This window comes from Winogradskyella sp. PE311, assembly GCF_046545555.1.
Lineage (GTDB): Bacteria > Bacteroidota > Bacteroidia > Flavobacteriales > Flavobacteriaceae > Winogradskyella.
The window spans coordinates 1,569,488-1,588,602 of the sequence record NZ_JBHZTH010000001.1; the positions used below are offsets into that span (position 1 = coordinate 1,569,488).

Genomic DNA, 19,115 nt, shown 5'->3' on the forward strand with positions numbered 1-19,115 from the left:
ATTAATTTCGGAATAATTTTTGATGCACAAAGTAAAAAATTAAGTATGAAAAAACTTTATATACAATCACTACTTATCTTATTTACAGTTAATGCTTCATTTGCTCAGCAATGGATGACTGACCTTAAAATTGCACAAAGTTTAGCGCAAGTACAGAATAAAATGGTACTTATGGTGTGGGAGGAGACGACGCAATACGAATATCCTGTTTTAGTTAATGACGATAGTGGTCGTACAATTCTAATAACCAATTTGTTTGATGACCAAAACGTAAGCCCTTTAATATGGAAACATTTTGTACCAGTTATAGTTAATGAAAATAAGTATGCTGATTTGTATGAAGAAATTAGAGGGAAGCGAAAGCAAACCTACATAGATAAGTTTAATGATGATTCTATAAAAATAATGGACGTAAATGGTAACATTATTAATGTTAATTATTATACTGAAGAGTTTCAAAATATTTCAAGAATTATAGAGAGTTATTCAATAAACACGAGGATAATTGAAAATGAAATAGAAGGTTATAAAAAAGAAAAGACGTTCTATACTTCTTATTATTTAGCCGCTAAATATTTAGATATGGCCTTATATGTAAATAAAAATGTAAGACCTAATATTATGGCTTTATCAGATATTTATCTTAACGAAGCTATTTCTTTTTTAGAAGGACAAAAACCGGCTGATAGGGTGATTTTAAAACAACGTTGTGATCTATTAAAAATTCAACAAGCTCTAATTTTAAAAAGGTCTAGAAAGGCCTTAAGACAATTGAAAAAAATAAAGGCGGAAGCTATAGAAAAAAGTAATTTGCCTTTTATCTCATTTCTTTATTTTACAGCTTACATTAGTTTAAATGAACCTGAGAATGCAGAATTATGGAAATCTAATATTTCTTCAGTAAATTTGAAAAAAGCATGGTTTATTATTAATCTTAACAAATAGTTTATTGGAAACCTTTATTAATTATTTTGAGACCATTCCATCCTCACATAGAAGTCTGATTTTAGTAGGTGGACTAACTTTTTTTTGGTTGTTAGAAGGTGGATTACCCTTATTTAAATTTAACTACAACAAACTTAGCCATGCGTTGCCAAATTTGTTCTTTACATTAACCACCATAATTATAAATTTTACTCTTGCCTTTTTATTACTTGGTGTTGCGGACTGGGTAAAAGCAAATGATTTTGGCATTATTAATTGGTTGCCAGAAATATCACTTTGGTTATACGCGTTATTAGGAGTGTTATTTTTAGATTTTTTTGGAGCTTATTTGGCACACTTTGTAGAGCATAAAGTAAAACCATTGTGGATGGTGCATTTAGTGCATCATACAGACCATAAAGTAGATACAACAACCGCTAATCGTCATCACCCTATAGAGAGCGTTATTCGTTTCTCTTTTACATTATTAGGTGTTTTTGTAGTAGGTACACCAATTGCATTAGTAATGTTGTATCAGGCCATGTCATTAATTTTTACTCAGTTTACACATGCTAATATTAAATTACCTAAAAGTTTAGATAAAGCCTTGAGTTATTTTTTGGTATCACCAGATATGCACAAAATTCATCACCATTATAGATTACCATATACAGATTCTAATTATGGTAATATTTTTAGTGTTTGGGATAGATTATTTGGAACATACATGTATATGGAACGCGAAAAGTTAGTGTACGGAGTAGATGTTTTTCCAGATGAGAAAAAGAACAGTCATATTGGTGAGCTATTAAAACAACCGTTTCAAAATTACGAGAAGCCAACATTGTCTGCTGATGTTAAAGATTAGTAAATTTCTAATAGTAGTACTCTTTATGAGTTGTAATTCAGAAAAACAAATCGATATACAGGGTCATAGAGGCTGTCGTGGATTATTACCAGAAAATTCATTACAGGCTTTTGAGAAAGCAATCGATCTTGGTGTACATACTTTAGAATTGGATATCGCTATAACAAAAGACTATAAAGTTGTAATCTCACACGAGCCGTTTATGAATCCATTGATTTGTTATAATCCTAAAGGTGATGTGATTCCAGATTCTATGGGAATGCACTATAACTTATATCAAATGACACATGAAGAGATTAAAACATTTGACTGTGGTTCAAAATTTCATCCTACATACAATAATCAAAAAAAATTAAAAACATATAAGCCTCTATTGTCTGAGCTTTTTGAATTAGTTAACGCTAAAAACGCTGATGTAAAATTTAATATAGAAATTAAATCAAAACCTGAATATTATGGTATTTATACTCCTCAACCCATTAACTATGTAGAGATTGTGTTGGGTGAAATAGAGAAGTATGGTAAGTTTGATAAAGCTAATTTACAATCTTTTGATTTGGCAATACTTCAAGAGATTAAGAAGCAATCACCAAAGATGCCAGTGGCATTGTTAGTTGATGAAGATGAAAGTATAGAAGGAAAGCTCAATAAGCTAAATTACAAACCAGAAATTATAAGTCCCTATTATAAGTTACTTTCACGAGAATCTGTAAAGAACTATCAGTCTCAAGATTTTCAAATTATTCCATGGACAATTAATAATAAACTAGATATGCTACAAATGATTAATTGGCAAGTTGATGGTATAATTACGGATTATCCAGATCTTCTTCTAGAACTAATGAAAAAATAAGCTTTAGACCGTTAATCTTTTAAATTAAACATTTCTTCTAAAATATATGCATTTCATAGAGTTTTTAGTCTTCAAATGTCGAAACCAATTATGTTTGCTTCGGATTAATTAATGACTTATTGACAAACACCGCTTTGTATAACTATTTAGTCATGGTCTTTTGAAAAATGTAATCCGTATTTGTCTTGTCGTTATCCTTATTTTTTTACTAAGTTTTACTTTAAAGGCTCAAGAGCGTTTTGCTAAACTAGAGAAGAATGTAAATATTCAAGCTAAAGGTTTAATTCATAAATTAAATGCAACTAAAGACACCTTAATTCTTCAAAGCGATAAAAAAATAAACTATCTATATTCTATTAATAAAGATTATGGTCGAGATTTTGATTTTTATGTGGATACTACATACTATAGATTACCTTTAAATAAACTTCCAAAAGGAAAACATGTACTAGTCGCTGTACAATCTCCGATGCGAATCGTGTTTGTTGTTCGCATTTTAAAAGAAATCCCGAAGCAACAATCAAAAGACCTTTTAGCCGAAGAAATAATAACTACAGAACCAAAACGCATTGTGGTTTCAAATAAAGACTAGTTTAATCGTAGATTAAATAGTTTTGCCTAATTTCTTTGTAAGCTTCCAAATCATCTTGCCATGTTGCTCTAATTTCAGATTCAGACATACCTGACTCTATTTGCTTTTGTAAGGTCTCCGTGCCAGCATGCGTTGTAAAATTTTTAGTGTTAAATACTTCCGACTTAATTTTAGCATTATTATAAGCGTCCATGATATATTTTAAAGTAAATTGTCTTTTTGCTTTTACCTCAGACAAGTCAACACCATAACACACTTTATCCTGATGCTTTGGATACTTTGAGCCAAAATTAGGAATCGGTGTATAACTAAATTGATAATGATTGTTATCTAAAAACGGTGAGCCATAACGTTGAAACTGAAATTCTGTACCTCTACCAGCATTGATATTTGTACCCTCAAATAAACCCAAACTAGGATATAATGTTATTGAAAGGTCGTTTGGTAAATTAGGAGAAGGTCGAATAGGTAAACTATAAAATGAGCTGTGCGAATAATTTTTATTTTCAATTATCGTAATTTCACATCGAACACCATTGGTAAGCCAAGCTTCACCATTTATCATTTTCGCATATTCTCCAATGGTCGTGCCGTGTACCAAAGGAATAGTATGCATACCCAAAAAACTACTATGTTTTTTTTCTAAAACAGGACCATCAATATAATTACCATTAGGATTTGGACGATCTAATATTAAAAGTGGAATATTATTTTCTGCGCAAGCCTCCATCACATAATGTAATGTAGAAATATAAGTATAGAAACGAACACCAACATCCTGAATATCAAAAATCATGATATCGATATCTTCTAATTGAACAGTGGTTGGTTTTTTATGTTTTCCGTGTAATGAGTAAATATTTAAACCTGTTTTTGTGTCTTTACCATCTTTTACTAATTCACCAGCATCAGCTTTACCTCTAAAACCATGTTCTGGTGAGAATACTTTTTTGATGTTAATATTTAACCCTAATAATGAATCTACTAAATGTTTACTTGACTGTATTTTGGTGTATGCTTGATTATTGTCATTAGCAAAATTCGGATTTGTTTTGAGTGTTAGATAGATTGAATCCTTAAATATTACTGATGTCTGATTCGCTACAATACCAACTTGTTTTCCCTTTAATAATGGCAAATACTTTTCCGTTTGGTTAGCACCAACAATGATAGCCTTGTCATCCTTAACTTGTTTACGTATCTCATTAGAAGACAACTCATCTGCCTTTTGTTTGTTGTCTTCCGTCTTCATCTGATTACCACAAGAAATAGCTACCAAGAGAAACAATAAAGCTGTATTTTTGAAGATATTAAAATGCATATTGAAGTTTGAATTTTGAGTTGTTTATAGCTAAACGCATTATTGGTAATAAAGCGTATAAAAGTAGTGTTTCGGCACCAATTATTAAAATTGGTATTGCTGCTATTGCTATTGGTATTATAGTAATGCTCATTGCTATAGCAACAGGTTTAGGTTTACAACAAAAAATAAGAGATAAGGTTGTAGCTTTTAATGGACATATCGAGATTACAAACTATGATACTAATGCATCAGATGAATCTCAAGTGCCAATTACTTTAAACCAAGATTTTTATCCAGAATTTAATTCTGTAGAGGGCGTTAAGCATATTCAAGGAGTGGCATCAAAATTTGCTGTTATTAGGACAGAAACAGATTTTGAAGGAGTTGTAATTAAGGGTGTAGGATCAGATTATAATTGGGAGTATTTTAAAGAATTTTTAGTTGATGGAAGATTACCAGATTTTTCGCAAAAGCGTAATGAAGAGATTTTAATATCCAGTTATTTAGCAAATCGTTTAGGTTTTAAAGTTGGTGACAAATTTCAAACCTTATTTGGTGAGAATCTCGATAAGATGCCTCGTATAATCAATTATAAAATTGTAGGTATATATAGCTCTGGTTTTCAAGAATTAGATGAAAAATTTTGCTTGGCAGATTTACGCCACATCCAAAGACTAAATAAATGGGGAAAAGATGAGATAGGTAGTTTTGAAGTTTTTATAAATGATTTTTCAGAGCTTCAGACTATTAGTGAACATGTGTATTTAGAAACATCGTCAGATCTAAATGCAAGACCGGTAAATAGAAAGTATTACACAGTTTTTCAATGGATAAAGATTTTTGATTCTAATACAAGTATAATCATTGCTATTATGATAATTGTTGCGGGCATAAACATGATAACTGCTTTGTTGGTTCTTATATTAGAACGTACTAATATGATAGGTGTTTTAAAAGCATTAGGAAGTTCTAATTGGACCATTAGAAAAGTCTTTCTCTATAATGCATCATACCTCATTGGCTTAGGTTTGTTTTGGGGAAATTTAATAGGTTTAAGCTTGTTATTTGCTCAGAAGTATTTTAAGTTGTTTCCTTTAAATCCTGATACTTATTATGTTAGTGAAGCTCCTGTTTATATAAGCTTAGATTATATTTTAATTTTAAATATAGGGACATTTGTCGCTTGTCTTTTAATGCTTTTAATCCCATCTATTATTATTTCTAAGATTTCTCCGGTTAAAGCTATACGGTTTGATTAATACTAAGTTTGCGACAATCTTAGAATAAACATATTTTAACTTTCAAATCTTTTCAATTCACGTAAATTTGCAACGCAAAATTATATTATGGACTACGCAGAAAATATACTAGGAACTATTGGCAATACTCCAATGGTTAAAATGAATAAGTTAGTCGAAGGTTTACCTTGTTTGGTTCTAGCTAAGTATGAAACTTTTAATCCAGGTAATTCTGTTAAGGATCGTATGGCCTTAAAAATGATAGAAGATGCTGAAGCTGATGGACGTTTAAAGCCAGGAGGAACAATTATCGAAGGTACATCGGGTAATACGGGAATGGGGCTTGCGCTAGCCGCTATTGTAAAAGGTTATAAATGCATTTTTGTGATGGCAGATAAACAATCTAAGGAAAAGGTAGATATTATGCGTGCGGTAGGTGCGAAAGTAATTGTTTGCCCAACTGCCGTAGAACCTGACGACCCGAGAAGTTATTATTCTGTTTCTAAGCGTTTAGGGGAAGAAACCCCAAATTCATGGTATGTTAATCAATATGATAATCCAAGTAATTGTAAAGCTCATTTTGAAAGTACAGGGCCAGAAATTTGGAAACAGACCGATGGGAAAGTAACACACTTTGTTGTTGGAGTTGGTACAGGTGGTACCATATCTGGAGTGGGTAGTTATCTTAAAATGAAAAATCCAAATGTAAAAGTTTGGGGAGTAGATACTTATGGTTCTGTGTTTAAAAAATATCACGAAACAGGAGTTTTTGATGAGAATGAGATTTACCCTTATGTCACCGAAGGAATTGGTGAAGATATTCTGCCTGCTAATGTTAACTTTGGTGTAATAGATGGTTTTACCAAAGTAACAGATAAGGATGCTTGTGTTTATACACAGCGTTTAGCAAAGGAAGAAGGTATGTTTCTCGGTAATTCTGCGGGTTCTGCGATAAAAGGTGTATTGCAGCTAAAAGAACATTTTAAACCAGAGGATGTTGTTGTGGTTTTATTTCATGACCACGGAAGTCGTTATGTAGGTAAGATGTTTAATGACGATTGGATGCGTGATATGGGTTATATAGAATAATCAAATTTCTGTCAAAGCAGAAATCATATATAAATAAAAAATCCTGAGTATTCACTCAGGATTTTTCAATAGAATTAATATTTAATTAGCTTTTAAAGCAGTTTCTATAGCACTTTCGATATGATCGCCAATCATAGGGAACCCACCTACAATAGCATCTGCAATTTTACCGTCTTTACCGATAATTAAATTTGTGGGATAACCGCTAATACCAAAAGCCGATATAACATCTTTATCATCACTTATAACAGGATAATTTATAGGATATTTTTTTAAAAAATTTTCAACTTTAGGTTTTTGATTAAAAGTTATAGACGCAAATACGATATTCTCGTTATTCTTATATTTTTTATGAATTTTATTGAGTTCAGGAATCTCATTTATACAAGGTTTACAGGTAGTAAACCAAAAATTAAACACCAGGACTTTACCTTTTGTATTTTCTGATGTTATAGAATTACCATCCATATCCGTTAGACTAAATTCAGAAGCTTCCTTTCCAATCATGTCAGAGTTACTTATTTGATCCTTCATCATTTTTTGAATCATTTCTTTTTCTTGTTTTGTAGCTTTTCGCAATTGAATAAAAGAATTACCGCCATCATCAGTTTTCGAATCTATCATCCATTCTCCAGAAGACATTAATTTTGAAAATAAGTCTAGATCTATATTGTTTCCTTCTACATCTTTTATAATAGTAGTTTCATCAATCTTTATGCCTTGAGCCTCGGCAGTAAAGAGATTCATGCCAATAATTAGTGTGAGTAATAAAAGTATCTTTTTCATATCAAATAGTTGTTTAACAATGTGTGAATCAAAGATGAAATAAAAATCAGAAATATTCTATTTATTTAGGTTAACGAGTGTTAACTGTATGTAATTAGTACCGTTTTTTTTATCATACATCAATTTATCGCCTAAAAATCAATGTTTTAAGATAAAATCGCTTTATGTCTCATACAAAAACTTTATATTCGTTAAAATGCATATTTATACGTTAAAGTGTGTTTTGTCCAAATTGAAACCCTAACATAATGAAACTAGAACAATTTTCTCTTTTAGAGAATACTTGGCGGGAGGCTATTTCTCAAATAGAAATATCACCCAATATTATTCTCTTATTTGTTTCTCCATCCTTTGTACCAAAACACGTAATGGTTGCTGAGTTAATGAAAAAGTTCCCTGGTGCTACTATTATGGGCTGTTCTACGGCAGGTGAAATTTCAGACACTTTAGTTTCTGATAAATCTGTATCTCTTACAGCGATTCAATTAGAAAAAACTGAGCACAAATTAGTAAAAGTAGATATCAAGTCTATGGACGAAAGTTTTATGGCTGGCAAAAAATTAGCGAAGCAACTAAATTCTAATGATCTTAAACATATTTTAGTGTTTAGTGATGGGCTTAATGTTAACGGAGCTAATTTAGTATCAGGGTTAAAAAGTGTTCTACCCTCAACAAGTATTACAGGTGGTCTAGCTGGTGATTGCGCAAATTTTAATGAGACATTTGTTATATCTAATAGTTCAATTGCAGATAAAATTATAGTTGGTTTAGGTTTTTATGGAGACCAATTGAAAATTGGATACAGCTCAAAAGGTGGATGGGATAGTTTTGGAATAGACCGTTTGGTAACAAAATCTAAAAATAATGTATTGTTTGAGCTAGATGGACTACCAGCGTTGGAGTTATATAAATCTTTTTTGGGTGCTAAGGCTAAAAACTTACCGAGCTCAGGATTATTATTTCCATTAAGTATGCGTGTTAATGAGCACGATTCTCCAGTAGTTCGCACAATTTTAAGTGTAGATGAAAAGGAACAAAGTTTAACATTTGCAGGTAATATACCTGAAGGCTCACATGTTCGTCTTATGAAGGCAAATGTAGATCGTCTTATTAATGGAGCAAAAGATTCGGCAATAAACGCTTTTTCGACAACCAAGAAAAATGCAGAGTTAGCAATATTAATTAGCTGTGTCGGGAGACGATTAGTCCTTAAACAATTGGTAGAAGAAGAAGTTGAAGTTGTGAGAGAAACGATTGGTAAAAAAACTAAAATTACTGGTTTTTACTCTTATGGAGAGATTGCACCATTTGAGGAATTTTCGCCATGCGAACTGCACAATCAAACAATGACTATAACAACATTATCAGAAGTATAAACAACAAATGCACAGATTACTTAGGCGACAAATAGCTAAGGCAGGTTTTGATAAAAAAGACTTGGAAAAGTTTAAAAGCTTTTTTGATACTGTAGGCGGTACGTATGAAAGTTTTGACAATGATTTTAAGCATATAGAATTAATTCTTTCGGAGAGTTCAGCTGAATACTATAAATTAAATCAAACGTTAAAATCTCAGGTAGATAACGTAGAAAATGAGATAAACACCATAGTGAATACCATAGAAGGTGTCATCTTTAAGACAGACATGAAAGGTAACTTTAAATATCTAAATAAAGCCTGGGAAGATTTATTTGATATGCCTGTAGAGGAAGCTATTCATAAAAATTATAACGATTTACTTTTTGGTATTAACAAAAAGGAACAAGCACGGATAAATGCATTTTTAAAGTCAAAACAAACAGACTATAGTACACTTTTTAAATATTTTAAGCCATCTGGGCAAAAAATATGGGTTCAACTACGTTTAGTTCTTACTTATGACAAAGTTGGTAATGCAACTGGTACTATTGGCACAATGAGCGATGTTACACAACTTAAGGAAACGGAGATAGAATTAAATCATGCAAATAAAACAAAAGATGAATTTTTGTCAACCATGTCTCATGAAATTAGAACTCCTTTAAATGCGGTAATTGGTATGTCTGATATTTTGCTAATGGAGAAGTTTTTACCTGATCAATTAGAAAATCTTCAAGTATTAAAATATTCAAGCGAGCACTTGCTGGCATTGATAAATGATTTACTAGATTTTAACAAATATAAATCTCAAGAAATAAGGTTAACAGTAGATGATTTTAACATTTCTGAATTAGCACAAAATATTCAGTTACATTTTAGGCAAATAGCAGCTAGCAAAGGTTTAGAGTTTAATACAATAATTGATAGTGGTGTTCCTGAGATTTTAAAAGGCGATAGTCTAAAGCTCTCACAAGTTTTAAAGAATCTATTAAGTAATGCATTTAAGTTTACACATAGTGGTAGTGTTACTTTTAAAGTAGAGTTGTTAGAAGGTCATAAAAACTCTTCATTAATTAGGTTTAGTGTAATAGACACTGGTATAGGTGTATCATATAATAAACAAAAAGATATATTTAAAAGTTTTGTACAAGCTACCGATAATACATCAATGCTTTATGGAGGATCTGGTCTAGGATTATATATAAGTAAAGAATTATTGAAAATTCAAGAAAGTTACTTAAAGTTAGACAGTAAAAAAGGCGAAGGCTCAACATTTTGGTTTGATATTTTATTTGAGCATTCGGATTTAAAGCTGTTAGATACTCAGAGTTATATTTCTAAAACAGAACATATTGATTTAAAGGTTCTTGTGGCTGAGGATAATAGTCTTAATGCTTTATTGCTTAAAAAATTGTTTAAAAAGTGGAACATAGACTATGTTATTGCAAAAAATGGAGAAGAACTTTTAGAGAAATTTTCAGAGGATGATTTTAATCTTATTCTAATGGATTTACAAATGCCAATTTTAGATGGTTATGAGACTACTAGATGTATTAGAAAATTGAATGATAGCGGTAAATCAATGATTCCGATTATCGCACTTACCGCATTTTCAAAATCGGAAGTGAGCGATAAAATAAAACGTTATAAAATGAATGGTTATTTGAGTAAGCCATTTAAAGTTAATGAGCTCCATGCCCTTCTTAAGTTTTACAGTAATAAGAAACAGCAGGTAGTGTAATTTTATCAGAACAATTTTTATTATTTTCGATAAATGCAAGAAGACTTTCTTCATTATATCTGGAAACATAAAGCCTTTAAAGGTGCAGAGCTTAGAACTACAAAAGGTGAGATTATTATAGTAAAAAATCTTGGACATCATAATCATAATGCTGGTCCAGATTTTTTTAATTCACATTTACATATAGGCGGTCAATTATGGGCTGGCAATGTTGAAATCCATCTAAAATCATCAGACTGGTATGTTCATAATCATGAAAAGGATAAAGCTTATGATAGTGTAATTCTTCATGTCGTTTGGGAGTATGATACCGAAATTTTTAGAAAAGATAATTCTGAAATACCTACTTTAGAACTTCAGAGCTATGTAAATATTAAATTATTAAATAATTACAAAACCTTAATAGCATCGAAATCATGGATTAATTGTGAATCTGATTTTGGTAAAGTTGATGATTTTCTTCTTAATAATTGGTTAGAGCGCCTATTTATAGAGCGCTTAGAGCGAAAATCTAATGATATTTCAAAATTGCTAAAACACTCCAATAATGATTGGGAAGCTGTGTTATACAAAATGCTATTAAAAAATTTCGGACTAAAAATAAATGGAGAGCCATTTTTAAGTTTAGCAAATTCTGTTGATTATTCAATAATAAGAAAAATTCAGAGCGATGTTATAGAAATGGAGGCCTTATTGTTTGGACAAGCTAATTTATTAGAAGACGATGTGCAGGATAGATACTTTTTAAATTTAAAAGAGCGTTATCAATTTTTAAAACAAAAATTTGGATTAAGTAATGAAGGTGTATTGCCTTTGCATTTTTTTAGATTAAGACCTCCAAATTTTCCAACTGTGCGTTTATCTCAGTTTGCCAATCTTTACACATTAGAACATCAATTATTCTCAAAATTAATAAACCTCAGTAAGAAGGATGATTTTTATATCCTGTTTAAAAAAGGTGTAACAGATTTTTGGATGACCCATTATACATTCGCCAAAACATCTAAAATTTCAAAAAAGGAAATTACTAAATCATTTATAGATTTATTAATAATAAATACAATCATTCCTTTAAAATTCAGTTATGCCAAATCATTAGGTAAGCCTATAGATAAGGAGTTGTTTAATCTTATAAATGAGTTAAAACTCGAAAAAAACAGCATAATCTCTAAATTTTTAGATTTAAAATCGGTTGAAAAAACCGCTCTCAGTTCTCAAGCGCTATTGCAGTTAAAAAATCATTATTGTGATAAAAATAGATGCTTGCAATGTTCCGTTGGTAATAGTCTAATAGCTAAAAATTAAGTAACTTGCAGTCATGGATTTATTCTATGCTTTATTGCATTATTTTCAAAAAAGAGGGTATTACGTTTGTCAGCGAATAGCAGACCGTTTGGGCATTAGAGCCAAAATTGTAAGAACTTCATTTATGTATCTCACTTTTGTAACAGTTGGCTTTGGTTTTGCTGTTTATTTATTTTTAGCATTCTGGATGCGAATTAAAGATATTATATATACAAAACGTTCATCGGTTTTTGACCTTTAATATGAATAACCCATTAATAAGACTTTTTAGATCCAAGATTTATACGGCATTTGTAATGCTTATAGTCTTAATATGTTTTGGTATTATTGGGTATCGATATATCTCTGGTTTAAGTTGGATTGATGCTGTGTATATGACAGTCATAACGATTACGACAGTTGGCTTTGGAGAAGTGCAACCTCTTGGTGTTCCTGCAAAAATATTTACTATATTTTTAATTTTGGCAAGTGTTGTAATTGTCGGTTATGCAATTTCAATTATAACCGAATACATATTGAGTAGAAATAATTTTGAAGATATAAAACAACGTAAAATGGAGAAGAAGATTGATGCAATGTCCGAACATATTATAATCTGCGGATACGGACGAAACGGTAAACAAGCCGCTAAGAAATTACAAGATTATGACAAACCTTATGTCATTATAGAACGTAATAAAGAAATTATAGAAAGGTTACAAGAAGAAGATATTCCTTACGTATTTGGTAATGCTAATGAAGACGAAGTTTTGTTTGAGGCAGGTATAGAAAAGGCAAGTACTTTAATTTGTGCTTTACCTAGTGATGCAGATAATTTGTTCGTTGTATTGTCAGCTAGACAGATCAATAATAAAATGACCATAATTAGCAGAGCGTCACAAGAAACTTCTTATAATAAATTAAAATTGGCTGGTGCTAATAATGTTATCCTGCCAGATCGCATAGGCGGTGATCATATGGCATCTCTAGTTGTTATTCCAGATTTAGTAGAATTTATAGACAATTTGGGGATTGTAGGTGAGAGTAATATCAATGTTGAAGAAGTGAAAATAGAACAACTTTACAATGCCGAGCAAACAAAAACAATTAAAGATCTAGATCTTCGAAGAAAAACAGGATGTACTGTTATAGGTTTTAAGGATGCAAAAGGAGAATATATTGTTAATCCTGAGGCAAATACTGAGTTAGTGCCTGGTTCAAAAATTATTGTTTTGGGCAGACCAGAACAGATAAAACGGCTAAATTCAGAATATAATATTGCTTAGTCACTATGTCCATTTTAACGTCTATGTCTTTAAAAACTCATTTTTTTTTATCATCTTGTCACACTTATTATATTAACTAACTAATAATTAAAATCATGAAGAAATATCTTCTCTCAATTTTTGCGCTTTTATTGCCATTGTTAAATTTTGCTCAAGAAGCTCAAGAGGTTGGGATCGATCAAAAAATAGATGAAGCTTTTGGAGGAGCAACAGGTTGGTTTGTTCAATTTATATTTTATCAGATTCCTTTTACTGACGAAATCAGTGTGTATTGGGTGTTATTTCCCTTAATTATTGGGGCAACCTATTTTACGATATATTTTAAATTTATAAATTTTGGTGGTTTTTTAACATCAATAAATATTGTTAGAGGAAAGTATGACGAATTAGATCATCAAGAACCTCTTGTAGGTGCTGGTGACTCTACACCTGGTGGTGACGCAATTGAAACAATTAAAATTGAAGGTCATGAAGGAGAGGTTTCGCATTTTCAGGCTTTAACAGCAGCTTTATCTGCAACCGTTGGTTTAGGTAATATAGCTGGAGTTGCCATTGCAGTATCTATTGGTGGTGCTGGCGCAACTTTCTGGATGATAGTTGCTGGTTTACTTGGTATGGCTTCCAAATTTGTGGAGTGCACGCTAGGTGTAAAATATAGAGATATTGCGGAGGATGGGACGGTTTATGGTGGTCCAATGTATTATTTAACCAAAGGATTAAAATCTAAAGGGTTAGGTGGTTTAGGTAAAGTATTAGCTGGCTTATTTGCAGTTTTTGTTATTGGTGGGTCTTTTGGTGGTGGAAATATGTTTCAGGTAAATCAAGCTTTCCAATTGGTAGAAAGTATAACTGGTGGTGAAGAATCATTTGTTCATGGATATGGTTGGGCCTTTGGTTTAGTAATGTCTATTTTAGTAGGTATTGTGATTATTGGAGGAATCAAAAAAATAGCAAAGGTTACTGATAAGATTGTACCGTTTATGGTAGTTATTTATGTGGCGGCATCTCTATTTGTGATTTTCGCGAATATTAGTATGGTTGGTGATGCATTTGCTCAAATATTTAATGGAGCATTCAGTCCGGAAGGAATTGCTGGTGGTGCGATTGGAGTATTAATTCAAGGTTTTAGAAGAGCTGCATTTTCAAATGAGGCTGGTATTGGCTCGTCTTCTATTGCACATTCAGCTGTAAAAACAAAATATGCGGCTTCTGAAGGTATGGTTGCATTATTAGAGCCTTTCATCGATACTGTAATAGTATGCACAATGACTGCATTAGTACTAATAATTACGGGTTCGTTAACTGGTACCGGTCCTGCTAACGATGCAGAAGCAATATTATTAACTTCTAGTGCTTTCGGTAGTGTTATTAGTTGGTTCCCATATGTACTTACCGTTGCGGTTGTATTATTTGCATTTTCTACAATGATATCTTGGTCTTATTACGGATTTCAAGGATGGGCCTATTTATTTGGAAGAACTAAAAAAGCAGAGTACACTTACAAAATCATCTTTTGCGTTTTTGTAATTATTGGTGCGGCAGCAAGTTTAGGTTCTGTAATAGGATTCTCTGATGCCATGATTTTTGCAATGATGGTTCCTAATATGATTGGATTAGTTATTCTTGCGCCTAAAGTAAAGGCAGAATTGAAAAAATATACGGATGCTATTAAGGCAAGGAAAGCCTAAGCATTATTAATTATAAATATAATGAAATCCCACTTTCAGTTTTCTAATAAACAACGAAGTGGGATTTTTTTATTAGTAATTCTAATTATTATCGCTCAATGTATTTATGCTTTTGTTGATTTCTCAAAAGAAGTAAAAATTACTAACGAAAATGAGCTAGAGGAATTTCGTTTAGAATTGGATTCATTACGTCTAATTGAGATAGAAAATAAGAAACCAAAAATCTATCCTTTCAACCCAAATTATATTACAGATTATAAAGGTTACACCTTGGGTTTAAGTAATGAAGAAATAGATAGACTTCATAAATTTAGAGGAACCAATAAATGGGTGAATTCGGCTAAAGAATTTCAAAATATTACTAAAGTGTCAGATTCACTTTTAGCAACGATATCTCCATATTTTAAATTTCCTGATTGGGTCACTAATCCAAAGCCGAAAAGTAATTATGTAAATTCATATTCAAACAATAATACAAGCAAGTCCTATGCTCAAAAATTAGACTTAAATAAAGCGTCATCTATTCAACTTCAAAAAGTATATGGAGTAGGTGAAAAGTTATCAGAACGCATTATCAATTATAGAAATAAATTTAAAGGCGGTTTCATTTCTGATGTTGAAATGGCTGAAATTTGGGGCTTATCTCCAGAAGTTATTGAGCGTATTAAAAATGACTTTACTGTCAAAACTCCAAGAAAAATAACAAGGTTTAATTTAAACACTGCTTCTCGAGATGAACTGGTTACTATTCAGTACATAGATTATGAGATTGCAAATAATATAATTGAAGAACGAACCCTTCGGGATGGTTTCAAGTCTTTAGAAGAATTAACAAAAGTTGAAGACTTTCCTGTTAAAAAGATCGATATAATTAAGTTATATTTGCACTTGTAAAATAACCTGATATATGTCAAATTTATATTTCACTGAAGAGCATAATTTATTTAGGGAAAGTCTTAGGTCTTTTCTTCAAAAAGAAGTGGTTCCTCATATTGAGAAATGGGAAGAAACAGGCCATATAGAGCGTTTTATCTGGAAGAAGTTTGGTGACATGGGCTATTTTGGTTTGGCAACTCCAGAGGAATATGGTGGTTTAGATTTAGATTTATTTTACACGATTATTTTTCTCGAAGAAATGCAGCGTATAAACTCAGGAGGTTTTGCCGCAGCGATGTGGGCACATGCCTATTTAGCTATGACACATTTAAATAAGGAGGGAAATGATAGTCAGAAAGCAAAATACTTAACGCCAAGTGCATTAGGTGATGCTATAGGTTGTTTATGTATTACAGAACCTTTTGGTGGTAGTGATGTTGCTGGTATGCGCACAACAGCTGTTAAAAAAGGTGATACTTATATTGTCAACGGATCAAAAACATTTATAACTAATGGGGTTTACAGTGATTATTTAATAGTTGCTGCCAAAACTAAACCAGAACTTGGAAATAAGGGAATCAGTATTTTTGTTATGGATAGAGATACACCAGGTATTTCTGCTACAAAATTAGACAAACTAGGTTGGAGAGCATCTGATACAGGAGAAATTGCATTCGATAATGTAGTAATACCAGCAGAAAATTTAATGGGTGATGAGAATGAAGGTTTTCCATATATCATGCAACATTTTGCGTTAGAACGATTAATAATGGGCGTAAATGCTCATGCAAGGGCAGAATATGCTTTAGAGTATGCTAAGCAATATATGTCAGAAAGATCAGCATTTGGCAGAACTATAGATAAATTTCAAGCGTTAAGGCACACGTATGCCGATAGCGAAACTCAAATGGAGATTTGTAAACAATTTAATTATTATGTTACAAAGCGCTTAGATATGGGTGATTACGTTGTAAAAGAAGCTACGATGTCTAAGTTGCAATCAACAAAAATGGCAGACGATGTAATTTACCAATGCCTTCAGTTTCTAGGTGGTTATGGGTATATGGAAGAGTATCCATTAGCTCGTATGGCAAGAGATAGCCGATTAGGACCAATTGGAGGTGGAACTTCCGAAATACTTAAAGAAATAATTGCAAAGATGGTTATCGATAATAAGGATTATAAACCAGCTACTTAGAAATATACAATATGAATAAAATCCTGCTTCGAGCAGGATTTTTTATTTTATTTTATTAATTCTGATGTAAATCGTTATCTTTAATAAAGTAAGATTAATATGAGTTTAAAGCGCTTTTCGGATTATTTATCATTGGAAAAAAAATATTCTAATCACACTGTTACAGCATACTTAAGAGACTTAGAAATGTTTAAGGATTTCTTAGTTGAGTGTCACAATAAGATAGCTATTAATGATGCTGGTTACTCAGAGATTAGACAGTGGATTGTAGAGCTTGTAGATAGCGGTATATCTAACAGAACTATTAATAGGAAAGTATCCTCTTTGAGTTCCTATTATAAATTTTTACAAAAAGCTGAACTCTTAGATGTAAATCCATTGAATAAGCACAAGGCTTTAAAAGTGGGTAAGAAAATTCATTTACCTTTTTCGGAAGAAGAATTAAAAATAGTTATAGAGAATTCCATTGATGTCGTTGATTTTGAAACAGCAAGAAACAAAGTTATTATAGAGCTGTTCTATGCAACTGGTATAAGAAGGATAGAATTAGTTAATCTCAAATTAACTGATTTGGATCTTAGTAATAAACAAATAAAGGTTTTAGGTAAACGAAATAAAGAAAGATATATTCCTTTAATAGAAACATTGATTATATCCCTAAAGGAATATCTTATTTATAGAGGAGATTTGACCAAAATTGAAGATAAAGAAAATTTATTTCTCACTAAAAAGGGTATTAAAATTTATGAAATGCTTGTCTACAGAATAATAAATAAGTATTTTAGTAATGCATCGTCAAAAGCAAAATGCAGTCCACATGTATTAAGGCACTCATTTGCTACCCACTTATTAAATGAAGGTGCAGATTTAAATGCTGTAAAAGAGCTTCTCGGACATACCAGTTTAGCAGCAACTCAAGTTTATACTCATAATAGTATATCTGAATTGAAAAAAGTATATGCTAAATCCCATCCGAGGAATCACAGTTAAATACTAACCTTAAAACCCAACATAGGTATTGAAATTGATTCAGTGCCATTTAATTTAAAATATAGAGTATGAAAGTAAATACCCAATCCGTTAATTTTTCAGCAGATATTAAGCTTATTGATTTCATTCAAAAAAAGATGGATAAATTAGACATGTTCTATGATAAAATAATTCAATCAGATGTTTATCTAAAAGTAGAAAATACAAGTGATAAAGAAAACAAAATTTTTGAGGCTAAAGTTAGCGTCCCAGGTGATAGTTTTGTTGTTAAAAAACAATGTAAATCTTTTGAAGAAGGGGTCGACATGGCTGTTGCATCACTAGAAAGACAGTTAAAGAAAAGAAAAGAAAAGTTAAGAGCTAGAACTTGATTAATTTTTTTTCAAAAATGTTTTGAATAATTAAATAAAACACTACATTTGCAGTCCGTTAGAAATAGCGGGCTTTTTTATGGTTAAATTTTAGCAATAAAAAAGTATAAAAAGCCGATGTAGCTCAGCTGGCTAGAGCAGCTGATTTGTAATCAGCAGGTCGTGGGTTCGAGTCCCTCCATCGGCTCTTTTAAAAGTTCATTTTATTGTTATTTGGGGAGATACTCAAGCGGCCAACGAGGACAGACTGTAACTCTGTTGTCTTTCGACTTCGCAGGTTCGAATCCTGCTCTCCCCACAAATGATTTTTAATGAGGTATTAATAAAAGTTAGCTTTTGTTGAGCTCAGTTTAAAAATTGTTGGGATTGGGTCACCAATTTTGGATAACCAATCGAAAGAAAGGTTAGTCGAATAAATTTGAAATATTGAAAACCAGTAATTAAGAAGATTTAATTGCGAATGCGAGAGTAGCTCAGTTGGTAGAGCGTCAGCCTTCCAAGCTGAATGTCGCCGGTTCGAACCCGGTCTCTCGCTCAAAATTTCTGCGAAGGCAGGATTCTCATTATTATTAATGAGAGATTAAACACTTTACGCCGGTGTAGCTCAGGGGTAGAGCGTTTCCTTGGTAAGGAAGAGGTCACGAGTTCAAATCTCGTCATTGGCTCTTTT

18 protein-coding genes and 4 tRNA genes are annotated in these 19,115 nt (G+C 31.7%); 20 read left to right on the forward strand and 2 right to left on the reverse strand.

Annotated elements, in window-relative coordinates; translation table 11 throughout:
- Positions 1-45: 45 nt before the first annotated feature.
- From ACFWU4_RS06705 to ACFWU4_RS06720, 4 genes are all read left to right on the forward strand, one after another.
- The gene (locus tag ACFWU4_RS06705; RefSeq protein ID WP_411126102.1) at positions 46-945 is read left to right on the forward strand and encodes a hypothetical protein; all 900 of its coding nucleotides are present in this window, start codon (positions 46-48) and stop codon (positions 943-945) included.
- A 4-nt stretch (positions 946-949) separates the two neighbouring features.
- Positions 950-1,792 (forward strand): sterol desaturase family protein, encoded by an 843-nt coding sequence (locus ACFWU4_RS06710; protein WP_411126104.1) that lies wholly within the window; start codon positions 950-952, stop codon positions 1,790-1,792.
- Positions 1,793-1,817: 25 nt separating this feature from the next.
- Complete coding sequence (locus ACFWU4_RS06715; RefSeq protein ID WP_411126106.1) at positions 1,818-2,645, forward strand: glycerophosphodiester phosphodiesterase family protein; 828 nt, start codon at positions 1,818-1,820, stop codon at positions 2,643-2,645.
- Positions 2,646-2,805: 160 nt separating this feature from the next.
- Positions 2,806-3,237, forward strand: coding sequence for a hypothetical protein (locus ACFWU4_RS06720; protein ID WP_411126108.1), 432 nt, complete (start codon positions 2,806-2,808; stop codon positions 3,235-3,237).
- A gap of 1 nt (position 3,238) precedes the next feature.
- On the opposite strand, the gene ACFWU4_RS06725 is transcribed toward ACFWU4_RS06720, so the two are convergent.
- Complete coding sequence (locus tag ACFWU4_RS06725) at positions 3,239-4,558, reverse strand: exo-beta-N-acetylmuramidase NamZ domain-containing protein (protein ID WP_411126110.1); 1,320 nt, start codon at positions 4,556-4,558, stop codon at positions 3,239-3,241.
- Between the two features lie 8 nt (positions 4,559-4,566).
- Here ACFWU4_RS06725 and ACFWU4_RS06730 point away from each other — a divergent pair, with 8 nt between their 5' ends.
- Complete coding sequence (locus ACFWU4_RS06730; protein ID WP_411126111.1) at positions 4,567-5,799, forward strand: ABC transporter permease; 1,233 nt, start codon at positions 4,567-4,569, stop codon at positions 5,797-5,799.
- A gap of 87 nt (positions 5,800-5,886) precedes the next feature.
- Positions 5,887-6,867 (forward strand): PLP-dependent cysteine synthase family protein, encoded by a 981-nt coding sequence (locus ACFWU4_RS06735; RefSeq protein WP_411126113.1) that lies wholly within the window; start codon positions 5,887-5,889, stop codon positions 6,865-6,867.
- A gap of 81 nt (positions 6,868-6,948) precedes the next feature.
- Here the strand turns inward: ACFWU4_RS06735 and ACFWU4_RS06740 are convergent, their stop codons facing one another.
- Positions 6,949-7,653 (reverse strand): TlpA family protein disulfide reductase, encoded by a 705-nt coding sequence (locus ACFWU4_RS06740; RefSeq protein WP_411126115.1) that lies wholly within the window; start codon positions 7,651-7,653, stop codon positions 6,949-6,951.
- A 248-nt stretch (positions 7,654-7,901) separates the two neighbouring features.
- On the opposite strand from ACFWU4_RS06740, the gene ACFWU4_RS06745 reads away from it, so the two are divergent.
- From ACFWU4_RS06745 to ACFWU4_RS06810, 14 genes are all read left to right on the forward strand, one after another.
- On the forward strand, positions 7,902-9,029 hold the full coding sequence (locus ACFWU4_RS06745) for an FIST signal transduction protein (RefSeq protein ID WP_411126117.1): 1,128 nt from the start codon (positions 7,902-7,904) through the stop codon (positions 9,027-9,029).
- Positions 9,030-9,036: 7 nt separating this feature from the next.
- Entirely contained in the window at positions 9,037-10,752 is a 1,716-nt protein-coding gene (locus tag ACFWU4_RS06750) for a response regulator (RefSeq protein WP_411126119.1), read from the forward strand.
- Positions 10,753-10,785: 33 nt separating this feature from the next.
- Positions 10,786-12,057 carry a DUF2851 family protein gene (locus ACFWU4_RS06755; protein WP_411126121.1) on the forward strand — a complete coding sequence of 424 codons (1,272 nt, stop codon included), beginning with the start codon at positions 10,786-10,788 and terminating at the stop codon, positions 12,055-12,057.
- Between the two features lie 13 nt (positions 12,058-12,070).
- Positions 12,071-12,298 carry a PspC domain-containing protein gene (locus tag ACFWU4_RS06760; RefSeq protein WP_411126123.1) on the forward strand — a complete coding sequence of 76 codons (228 nt, stop codon included), beginning with the start codon at positions 12,071-12,073 and terminating at the stop codon, positions 12,296-12,298.
- Between the two features lies 1 nt (position 12,299).
- Positions 12,300-13,322, forward strand: coding sequence for a potassium channel family protein (locus ACFWU4_RS06765; protein ID WP_411126125.1), 1,023 nt, complete (start codon positions 12,300-12,302; stop codon positions 13,320-13,322).
- Positions 13,323-13,417: 95 nt separating this feature from the next.
- Positions 13,418-15,010 (forward strand): alanine/glycine:cation symporter family protein, encoded by a 1,593-nt coding sequence (locus ACFWU4_RS06770; protein WP_411126127.1) that lies wholly within the window; start codon positions 13,418-13,420, stop codon positions 15,008-15,010.
- 21 nt (positions 15,011-15,031) lie between these two features.
- Positions 15,032-15,904, forward strand: a complete 873-nt coding sequence (locus tag ACFWU4_RS06775) for a ComEA family DNA-binding protein (protein WP_411126128.1) — start codon at positions 15,032-15,034, stop codon at positions 15,902-15,904.
- 13 nt (positions 15,905-15,917) lie between these two features.
- Positions 15,918-17,084 (forward strand): acyl-CoA dehydrogenase family protein, encoded by a 1,167-nt coding sequence (locus ACFWU4_RS06780; RefSeq protein WP_411126130.1) that lies wholly within the window; start codon positions 15,918-15,920, stop codon positions 17,082-17,084.
- 99 nt (positions 17,085-17,183) lie between these two features.
- Positions 17,184-18,074 carry a tyrosine-type recombinase/integrase gene (locus tag ACFWU4_RS06785; protein ID WP_411126132.1) on the forward strand — a complete coding sequence of 297 codons (891 nt, stop codon included), beginning with the start codon at positions 17,184-17,186 and terminating at the stop codon, positions 18,072-18,074.
- A 68-nt stretch (positions 18,075-18,142) separates the two neighbouring features.
- On the forward strand, positions 18,143-18,445 hold the full coding sequence (gene hpf / locus ACFWU4_RS06790; RefSeq protein ID WP_411126134.1) for a ribosome hibernation-promoting factor, HPF/YfiA family: 303 nt from the start codon (positions 18,143-18,145) through the stop codon (positions 18,443-18,445).
- 113 nt (positions 18,446-18,558) lie between these two features.
- Positions 18,559-18,632, forward strand: a tRNA-Thr gene (locus ACFWU4_RS06795).
- A 28-nt stretch (positions 18,633-18,660) separates the two neighbouring features.
- Positions 18,661-18,743: transfer RNA gene (locus ACFWU4_RS06800), tRNA-Tyr, on the forward strand.
- A 164-nt stretch (positions 18,744-18,907) separates the two neighbouring features.
- Positions 18,908-18,980: transfer RNA gene (locus tag ACFWU4_RS06805), tRNA-Gly, on the forward strand.
- Between the two features lie 58 nt (positions 18,981-19,038).
- Positions 19,039-19,110: transfer RNA gene (locus ACFWU4_RS06810), tRNA-Thr, on the forward strand.
- The last annotated feature ends 5 nt before the right edge of the window (positions 19,111-19,115 follow it).